Raw genomic sequence first — 6,608 nt, 5'->3', positions numbered from 1 at the left:
GGGTGTACAGACAGCGATGCGACGGAGCAGGTGCCCGCACCCTCGGGCACGCCGACGGTGGAGCAGTTTCTCGAGATGATCCCCTCGCCGGAACGCCTCGAGCAGGAGGCTTGTCGTCTGGCAGTCGTGGGTGCCGCCTGCCCGCTCTCGCCCGGTTCCGCTTCAGCGCCAACGCGACAAGCAGTGCGACACGTCCGGAAGGCGGCTGGCACTCGACCCGCGGCATGTGCGGACGTCTGACGGGACGCGTCCGCGCTGCGACCACTGCCATGATCGCTGCGTGACGGACGACGACGGGTCTCAGCCCAGCGAGCGACTGGTGATGCAGCGGCTGCGTAACCGCGCGATCGAGGCCGTCGACGTGCTGGCTCGGGGAGACGTTGGCGTTCGGGCCGTTGGCGCGAATGAGTGGGTCAACCGGTTCTTCGACATCATCGACGACGAGAGCCCGCACGACTGGCGCTTGTGGTCGGTACTCACGCCACATGAGGTGGACGTCCTGAGACGGGTCCACGACGAGCTCGTCGAGGTCTGCCGCCGCACCCCGTCCGTCCTCGACGACGATCAGTTCATCGCCGAGGGGTGGCCGGAGCGCCTTGCGGTGACGGCGGCCACGGCTCAGCGGGTACTCCTAGCTAGAGGTTGGTTCGACGAGGACATTGAAGAGCGCGAGCCGCGGCACCGGAGTTAAGGCCCCCAGTAGCTCGTCGCGCTCCCGCGACAACAGCGGCAAGAGCGTGAATCGTCACGGCGCATTGCCATGGGCCCAGCGCCACGCGACGGTCGCCACCATCGCTTGAACAGCGAGAGCGACCGCTGCGACGACGCGTCCCCAGCCCAGCAAGGGGCCGGTCGCGTAGATGACCAGGAAGGTCGGCCCGTCGTCATATGGCGGCACACCGCAGTAGCAGGCGCGTCCGTCAAGGCCGCCTTGCGCGATCAGAACGAGACCAACCAGGGCGAGGAGGGCGGCGACAAGGAAGCGCGACGGGCCCAGCCTCGACACTGCCGCCACTGCGGCCGCGGCCACTCCGGTCAGCACAGCTCCCACCCAGAGCCCGGAGATACCCCACGGCGTCAACCTCCAGTAGTCGACAGGAATGACGGCGTGCGGTTGCCGGTTCTCTGCCACGGGGCGGCGGTGGCGGCGAGCAGGAGGAAGCCTGCCGCGACGATCGTTCTTGTCGAATTCCGCTGTTTCCAGGCCATCACCGTCCTAGCTTCCAGGATCGAGCCGGAGCGTTCAGCTCTTGGCCCCCAGGCAACGCGCATTGCCCCGAAGGCGATGCGGCCAGTTGCTCATGGCAGAAGCGGTCGAGGGGCCGCGCCATCCGGGCATTACCCTGAAAGCGGACCTTGTCCTTCTAAGCCGTGCTGGAGTAGCTCCTAGCCCGCACCTTCGGCGGCGCGACCGGGGGCGACCTCCTCGCACCCTAGCCCTGCGGCGTCGCGGACGAGCGTCCAGACCGCCCAGGGCAGACGGCGTGCCTGTCGCCCGCTCGGGTCGAAGAGCTGCGACTCAGCAACGGAAGCGCCGGGCGACCACTAGGCTGCTCCCGCCGCAAGTGGAAGCATCGAAGGGTCGTCATGGGAGATCACCTACGCCGGCTGTCACGGCGCGCCGAGAGCCTGCTGTGGGCGGTCTCGGTTCTCGGCTTCCTGGGCGCGGGTTGCTACGCGCTCATCGCGGTGCTCGCCTTCAACGATGACTTGATCGCCGGGCTTGTCGGCCTACTCGAGGCCGCGTTCCTCGCTCTGCTGGTGGGCGCCGGGAAGGCCCTAGGAGACCTGCTGATCGAGATGTCTCGAGTCCAGGCGATGTTGCTTTCGGAGAGGGAGCATGCCCAACGGGGCTAGGACGAGGAACCACGGGTGGTGGTGGTGGCGCGTCAACCGCTCCATCGCGTCTGCGTCCGAGCCTTTGAACAGTCAGCCGCGAGGCCGCTGCGCGGTTCTGGCTCCCCTCCGTGTCAAGGGCGCGGTGTCGAGGCTGCGAAGCGTGCATGGGCGCCGTTCGGTTGGAAGGTGAGCACGCCCGAGTGCTCCCGCTCGGCGACGACGACCAGGCGCCCGGACATCGGCACTATGTGGGTAAGCCACCCGCCGGCTATCAGCACGTGGGTACCCCTGCCCGCGCAACGTCGGCGGCATGAGCGTGCGCCAGCCGACTAACGGCGCTATGACGATGCTGCTCGACCCTTGAGGTTGACGGCGCGCCCTGACCGCGCACAACAGAAGACGACGTTGCATCGCCTGACCGCGCGGTAGTTGTGGCCGTGAAGCGTGCGTCAGGGGACCCCGACGGGTGGGTCGGGGGGCGTGGTGGGCGGCACGGGCGCGAGGCTCGCCCGGCGCGATTGCTGGCCGACGCGGCGGGCTAGGAGCAGGACCGCGACGACGAGCGCGACGACCTCTCCGGCCGTGACAAGCAACGGTCGGCGCGTCCCTCCCCACGCACCGAACTGGGTGGCGAACGCTGCCTGCAGCGGCAGCGTCGCGACTCGCTGGGCCAGCACGGCTGCGCCGATCAAGGCCAGCGCCAGCGGCCAGACGGGCTGCGCCCTGCCAGCGGACCCTCGTGGTGGCCGGCACATCCAAAGCAGGTAGCCGGCAGCGGCAATGACGTAGCTCACGCAGTACGCGCCGCCGACGTCGGGGACGGGGCGCGAGGCGAGCCAGGCTGTCAGTTGCGCCGCGGGCAGCGCAACGACGGCCGCCGGGAGCGCGAGGAGCCAGGCCCGGGGGCGCGCGTGAGCCGGAGCCCGCCAAAGCACGGCCATGGCGGCTAGCGGCAGGGCGTCGAAGGCGAGCCCGGCGACGTCGGCAAGGCGGCCCTGCCAGCCGAAACCGGAGCCGGTGCCGAGATCCAGGACCGAGGGGGCCAGGCCCACCGACGCCAGCACGGCGGCGGCGCGGACGCGGCCGTACAGCAGAGCCAGGTACGCCGGCAGCCACACCAGCGGCGTCAGCTCGTCGACGGGGTCGAACGCCTCCGGAGGACGGGCCGCGAGCATCCCGAGCCACACCACCTGGAACGGAACGCGGGCGGCGTTCGCGAGCAGGGCCAGGAGGGCCACCCGCAGCACGGCCTCGTTCACGGCCGACGCCCGTGGCCAGACCCACGACCCCCGAATCACCCAGTCACGCTAGCGAGCGCCAGGCAGCACGCCGGTGCTGCAACGCCGACGGGCCGACCCTTCGAGAGCCTCGGGTTATCGGCCAGCCGCGGTGGATGCTGGTCCCGACCGTCGATGCCCGGGACCGCGACGGGGCAGCGGGCGGCCGGACCGCGGCATGAGCGTGAATGTCAGTGGCGGCGTCGCTCGCCCGTGGGGAGCTGCTGGCAGCTAGATGAGTATCCGGGCTCAGGCGCCCGGCCACAGGGGGCCACAGGGTGATTGCACACACTCCTACGAGGGAGTGCTTACACCGGCTGGAGCTCTTGTGACCGACGAGCCACGATGAACCGGCGCGACCTGTGGCGTGACATTGGCATCGCCGTGACCATGCTGATCTGCCTTGCTGGCGCACTGCTCGCGTGGCTGATTGCCTACACCCTTGCCACAGGTGATCTCGGCGGAGAGCCGAGCAGGAGCGCCGGCGCCTTCTGGGGAGCTGTCGCGGGCCTGCTGTTCGGGCTTCCGATCGTGTTGGTCGGGCTGGTCTACGGCAAGCGGACGCACGCCCTCGTGGGCCTGGCCTGGTGCGCCGCGCTCGCTGCCGCAGGTGCCTTCGCCGGCCTCCTGCCGGGCTGAGCAGGTCGGTCGAGCAGGTCGAGCCAGCCGACCACGCCCCTGTGGCAGGGCCTCTCACCGCTACCGCCCACCGCGAGCACCGGGGGCGGGTGCATTTGCACGGGCGCTTCCCTAGCTTGGGCCGGGCTCGAGGCGCGCGACGCCGAACGTCAGTATCGGCGCGATCGACCACAGCGCGCTCGACCTGCGGCATTTCCGGGCGACCGTGTGTGGGCTGGACACTGCGAGGCCGTCCAGAGACTCGTTGTGAGGGCTGGGTTCGGGACCAGCTCGTCGTCGTGGGGGGCGGGAGGACGCGCTGTCCGGCGGCGGTCGCCACCGACGTACTCAAGCGATCGGTTCTCCTTTCGCCGAACTGTGGGCAGACGTCTCGTCTAGCCTCCCGCGGATGTACGACGAGACCCGCTCGCCCGCACCGCAGGAGGCCCTGGACAACTGGGCGCGGCAGGCCGCTGCCGGAGACGCCGAAGCGGCGCTCGAGATCGCGGCCGAGGCGCTTATCGCGCACCGTCGGGCGGCCGCGGAGCCTGCCGATAGCTCGAGCCTGGGTCGACCGGGCGATTGAGCTCGGCGGCGAGCCGGTGCGGTGGCGCGTCGCGCACCTCGCCTTCGAGCGGTTCCCGGAGGCCGACCTCGAGCACATCCGGTGGGGCAAGACGTTGTGGGCACGAGCCCTCCGGGCAGATCACGCCGACGTCCCCTGGCTCACGATCGATCCCGGGCTCCTTAGCCCGTGTACAACGCCGAGTGGTGGGATGTGCTGCAGTCCTGGGGGCTCGCCCTGCGAGCCGAGTGCATGGGGGCCGGCCGCAGAAGCGCTCGCCAGGGCGGCGGCACGATGCAGCCTTGTCGCGCACGACGGGCAGGAGCTGACGTGGACCCTTCTGGCGTTGACGGGTCAGGTCGCTGTGGTGTGTAGGACGTCGGGGTCGGGGCGCCAGATGGCGCCGACCTCGTGGGGGGGTGCGGTAGCCGAGCCCGGAGTGTGGGGCCGGCGGTGGTAGGCGTCGATGTACTGGCCGATCTCCCTGCCGGGCGTGCTCGATGGTCTCCCACTCCGCGCGCCAGGCGCACCGCTTCTTGAACTGGCCGAACCAGGACTCGATGAACGCCTGGGACTCGGGGTCGCGGTAGCCGCCGCGTCGGTGGGTGACGCCGCGGGCCGAGAGGTGCTTGCGGAAGTCGCGGCTGGTGAACTCGCTGCCGTTGTCCGAGCCCAGGGTGAGCTGGCCTGGCTGCACGTCCCGGGCGAGCACGGCGGCCTCGACGCAGGCGATGGCCTCGTCGTCCCGGCAGCGCAGGTCCACGCTCCAGACCTTGGTCATGTCGATGTGCCACAGCTCGTCCGGGCGGGTGACGCGGAAGAACCCCGGCCGCGGCGCCGCTCGCCGTTGCGGGACCGCTGCAGCAGGCCGTGTGCGCGCATCACCCGCTGCACGCGCTTGCGGTTGACCGGCTTGCCCAGCTCGCGGGAGGCGAGCGCGGCGACCATGCGGGTGCCGTCGACCGGGTTCGCCTTGGCGACCTGGACGATGGCCTCGTCTCCGGGCCGTCCGACGCTCGGGCCGGCTGTCGTAGGCCGCCGCCCGCAGCGGCGGTAGAGGGCCTGGCGGGATACCTTCGCGACGCGCGCCACGACCGCGGAGGCGGTAGCCCTTGGCCACGAGTGCGCGGGACCGGGTGACGCGCTCGTTTCCTCCCAGTCCCGCGACAGTTCCCCCGCAATCTCCAGCTCGTAGGTCTTGCGCCCGAGCGCCCGCTCGAGCTGGCCGACCTTCTTCTTCAGCTCGGCGAGCTCTTGGGCCTCGGGCGAGGGCTTTTCCCGCGGGGTCGCCAGCGCGTTCTTGCCGCCCTCGAGGAGCCGGTCACGCCACTGGTAGTACAGCGTCTCGACGATCTCGTACTCGCGGCACACGTCCCGCACCGACCGGTCACCACGCAACCCGGCCAGCACGATCTCGGCCTTCTGCTCCGGAGTGAACACCCGGTACTTGCGCTTCTCCCTCATCAGCCCCTCCAGGGCCGTCAGAGCGACCATCGTCCCCAAGCCGGTCGGCTCAGCAAAGTGTCACGCTCCCACGGGGTCCTCGTCACGGCCCACTCGCACATCGGCACGAGCGGGCGGGTTAGGTGCCGGAGGCCATGTAGGCGGCGAGGATGTAGTTGGGGTGGCGGTCGAGGTTCTTGCGGGCGCGGTCGTAGCGCATGGTGGTGCGGGGGTCGGCGTGGCGGGCGGCGATCTGGACGTCGCGCAGGTCCACCCCGGCATCGAGCATGGTGGTGACGTAGGTGTGGCGGAGCATGTGCGGGTGCATCCGTGGTAGCCGGACGCCGGCGGCTGTGGCGAGGTGGCGGAGCCGGCGGGTGGCGGCGTGCCGGTCCATCCTCCGGCCGTAGCGGTTGAGCAGCAGCGCCCCGGTCTGCCGGTCTCCGCAGGCCCGGTCGACGGCACGGGACACGGCCGGCGGCATGGGGACGAGGACGGTCTTGTCGCCCTTGCCGACGACGCGCAGGACGCGGTGGCCGTGCTCTTCGCCGATGTCGGACAGCGACAGGCCGCAGGCTTCGAACACGCGCAGGCCGAGCAGCCCGAGCAGGCAGACCAGGGCGAAGTCGTACCGGTTGGCGCTGTCACGGGCGGCGGAGAGCAGGGCTTCGAGCTGCAGGTGGGACAGCCCGAGGGTGGGTGACTCGGGTGGCACGTGAGGCCGTCGGACGTAGTCGGCCGGGGAGTGCTCGAGGACGGCGTCTATAACGCAGGTCCGGTAGAACATCGTGACTGTGGACAGGCGGCGGGAGACGGTCGAGGGGCGGTAGTGCTGGGCTTCCTGCATCCAGCGGACGTAGAGCTCG

General features: G+C 70.6%; 9 protein-coding genes. 4 read left to right on the top strand and 5 right to left on the bottom strand.

The window, feature by feature from the left end; translation table 11 throughout:
* Nucleotides 1–280 precede the first annotated feature (280 nt).
* The gene (locus G9H71_RS20100; protein WP_166284569.1) at nucleotides 281–691 is read left to right on the top strand and encodes a hypothetical protein; all 411 of its coding nucleotides are present in this window, start codon (nucleotides 281–283) and stop codon (nucleotides 689–691) included.
* A 54-nt stretch (nucleotides 692–745) separates the two neighbouring features.
* On the opposite strand, the gene G9H71_RS20095 is transcribed toward G9H71_RS20100, so the two are convergent.
* Nucleotides 746–1,132 carry a hypothetical protein gene (locus G9H71_RS20095; RefSeq protein ID WP_166284568.1) on the bottom strand — a complete coding sequence of 129 codons (387 nt, stop codon included), beginning with the start codon at nucleotides 1,130–1,132 and terminating at the stop codon, nucleotides 746–748.
* Nucleotides 1,133–1,587: 455 nt separating this feature from the next.
* Here G9H71_RS20095 and G9H71_RS20090 point away from each other — a divergent pair, with 455 nt between their 5' ends.
* Nucleotides 1,588–1,857, top strand: coding sequence for a hypothetical protein (locus G9H71_RS20090; RefSeq protein WP_166284567.1), 270 nt, complete (start codon nucleotides 1,588–1,590; stop codon nucleotides 1,855–1,857).
* Between the two features lie 431 nt (nucleotides 1,858–2,288).
* On the opposite strand, the gene G9H71_RS20085 is transcribed toward G9H71_RS20090, so the two are convergent.
* On the bottom strand, nucleotides 2,289–3,137 hold the full coding sequence (locus tag G9H71_RS20085) for a hypothetical protein (protein ID WP_166284566.1): 849 nt from the start codon (nucleotides 3,135–3,137) through the stop codon (nucleotides 2,289–2,291).
* A 324-nt stretch (nucleotides 3,138–3,461) separates the two neighbouring features.
* Here G9H71_RS20085 and G9H71_RS20080 point away from each other — a divergent pair, with 324 nt between their 5' ends.
* Nucleotides 3,462–3,755, top strand: coding sequence for a hypothetical protein (locus G9H71_RS20080; RefSeq protein ID WP_166284565.1), 294 nt, complete (start codon nucleotides 3,462–3,464; stop codon nucleotides 3,753–3,755).
* Between the two features lie 388 nt (nucleotides 3,756–4,143).
* Nucleotides 4,144–4,320 (top strand): hypothetical protein, encoded by a 177-nt coding sequence (locus G9H71_RS20075; RefSeq protein ID WP_166284561.1) that lies wholly within the window; start codon nucleotides 4,144–4,146, stop codon nucleotides 4,318–4,320.
* Here G9H71_RS20075 and G9H71_RS25600 read toward each other — a convergent pair.
* From G9H71_RS25600 to G9H71_RS20060, 3 genes are all read right to left on the bottom strand, one after another.
* Nucleotides 4,253–5,080, bottom strand: a complete 828-nt coding sequence (locus G9H71_RS25600) for an integrase core domain-containing protein (RefSeq protein ID WP_166284564.1) — start codon at nucleotides 5,078–5,080, stop codon at nucleotides 4,253–4,255. The genes G9H71_RS20075 and G9H71_RS25600 overlap by 68 nt on opposite strands.
* Entirely contained in the window at nucleotides 5,077–5,763 is a 687-nt protein-coding gene (locus G9H71_RS20065; RefSeq protein ID WP_166284563.1) for a transposase, read from the bottom strand. The genes G9H71_RS25600 and G9H71_RS20065 overlap by 4 nt, the downstream gene beginning before the upstream one ends.
* A 118-nt stretch (nucleotides 5,764–5,881) precedes the next feature.
* On the bottom strand, nucleotides 5,882–6,608 hold a 727-nt coding region (locus G9H71_RS20060), incomplete at its 5' end, for a tyrosine-type recombinase/integrase (protein WP_166284562.1).

The sequence above is a fragment of the Motilibacter deserti genome (assembly GCF_011250635.1).
Taxonomy (GTDB): Bacteria; Actinomycetota; Actinomycetes; order Motilibacterales; family Motilibacteraceae; genus Motilibacter_A; species Motilibacter_A deserti.
The sequence above is the reverse complement of the archived record's forward strand: the minus strand, read 5'-3'. Positions and strand labels throughout refer to the sequence as shown.